Genomic DNA, 1,959 nt, shown 5'->3' on the forward strand with positions numbered 1-1,959 from the left:
GTCCCTCCGGTCGGTCTTCGCGGTTCCGGGCAGCAATTGCGCGGTCCGGCGCATCGCGGTGCCGGGCAGGTAGGCGACCTGTACGCCCATGCTCCGGGCCACGGTCAGCGGCAGGGAGCCGATGGTGTTGGGCTGGTCGACGACCAGCAGCACGCGCCCGCGTCTGGAGAGCTTCTCCAGCATCGTGCGGATGGCCTTCTCGTCCTGTTTGAGTGGCTTGTCGTACAGGGTGTTGCCGTCGTGGTCGAGGGCGTGCGCGTGGTGCGCGCTCTTGCCCACGTCCAGTCCGACCCACACGTCGATGTCGTCCGGAGTCATCGTCATCCCTCCCGTCATGAAGGTTTCCGGCCGCCGTGGACCCTGCAAGAAGGTCCGGACGCCCGCGCCGCATCCACATTACGAAGAGACCTGCGCCATGCGTCCCGAAGCGTCCATACGGCCGGCCTGGTTCCTATCAGCGGTCTGCGAACGCCCCCGCTCCCGGCGACAACACCCCCCGGATCATCAATAACAGGGCAGGAAAGTCATACCGGAACCGGCGACCCGGCCCCGACCATTCGGGACCTACCAAACATAGTAATGGGTAGCGTTTGAGTGGAGCGGGACTATATGGTCTCGTGTAGGCCCAACGAAGGAAGAAACTATGAAGCGAATGGGGAAGATCGCGGCGGCATTGATCGCCGCATGCACCTTGTTCAGCGGTGCGAGCGTGGCGGTTGCCGATCAGGCTACGCCATCCACCAACACCGATCAGCAGGCAGCGCCCGCAGCGACTGGTCAGCCGACGGGATATGGTCAAGTGTCCGTCAGTAACGTTCACGTGTCGGATGTTGGCGCGCACACGGCGAATGTGTCATTCAACTATTCGATTGATCCGGCACTGTTACCGCAAATCAAGAATGTGTGCTTTGCGATTGATGTGCAGCGTATTACTGAGGTCACGGCGACTGCTGCTCCAAGCAATCAGTATGCGTGGGGTTGGAATGATGTGTCCTGCAATGGTGTTGCGGATGAGGATCTGACTCAGGCTCTCTACGAGCAGATCTACGGTGTGAGGACTGAACCGGTCGTGGATATCAAGGGAGAAACGGTCGGTTCTGCCACGTACCAGTCATTTACTCGCTACTACAAGGATTCGTGGAATGGTTCAGCGAGTGGCACGTTCAATATGTCGCTAATCGGATTGACTCCGAATACCACGTACGGCAATCATAATCTTGGCGAGTTTGGTCAGGCTCCATTGAATGTGAACCGGTGGAAGCAGACGGACAAGGTGTACAAGCAGGGCGGTCATTCGTCTGATGTGGACTTCGGCCAGATTTACGCTGGTCTGCGTATTGAGCTCAAGAACGGTGATTTCGTACCATTCGACTCCGACTATGGTTCTGCTACTCAAATTTCTGACTTTACGACGACTGCTGAACCCGCGTCCAAGCCGACTTCTCCGGATTTGACTGAGCAGAATAAGGGTAGTGTCACTGTTCCTGATAACACGGTGAAGGCTGGTAGTGTTGCGCGTATTTACGTGAACAAGCTTGCTCAAGAGTGTGCTGCCAAGGTTGATGCGGGTGAGGATTGCTTCTGGTATTCATACATTTACAGTAACCCAGTACGCTTGACCGGTCCAGACGGCTCCCCGTATGTGACAATCAAGAAGGATAAGAACGGTAAGTATTATTACGATGCGTTCATCCCAGCCAACTATTCAGGCTCTCATAAGATCGCATTGCAGGATGAAAAGGGCAATATTCAAGGCTGGACTGACGTAACCGTCGGAGAGCAAACCCCAACACCAACCCCGACACCTGCTGACAAGACTGCGTTGAACAAGGCGATTACTGCCGCGAGCAAGCTCGTGAAAACGGATTACACGCAAGCATCATGGGCACCGTTCGCGAAGGCACTTGAAGCAGCGAAGACGGTCGCCGGTAAGGCTGACGTCAAGCAGGCTGAGGTCGA

Annotated in this window: 2 protein-coding genes; one reads left to right on the plus strand and one right to left on the minus strand. The window is 56.5% G+C overall.

What is annotated here, in order from left to right:
- A partial coding sequence (locus BHAP_RS11190) for an IS110 family transposase (protein WP_143248812.1) occupies positions 1–318 on the minus strand: 318 nt, incomplete at its 3' end.
- Positions 319–643: 325 nt separating this feature from the next.
- Here BHAP_RS11190 and BHAP_RS11195 point away from each other — a divergent pair.
- Positions 644–1,959 (plus strand): hypothetical protein (locus BHAP_RS11195; protein WP_094730735.1); only part of this gene is annotated, 1,316 nt, incomplete at its 3' end.

Source organism: Bifidobacterium hapali (assembly GCF_002259755.1).
Classification (GTDB): Bacteria; Actinomycetota; Actinomycetes; order Actinomycetales; family Bifidobacteriaceae; genus Bifidobacterium; species Bifidobacterium hapali.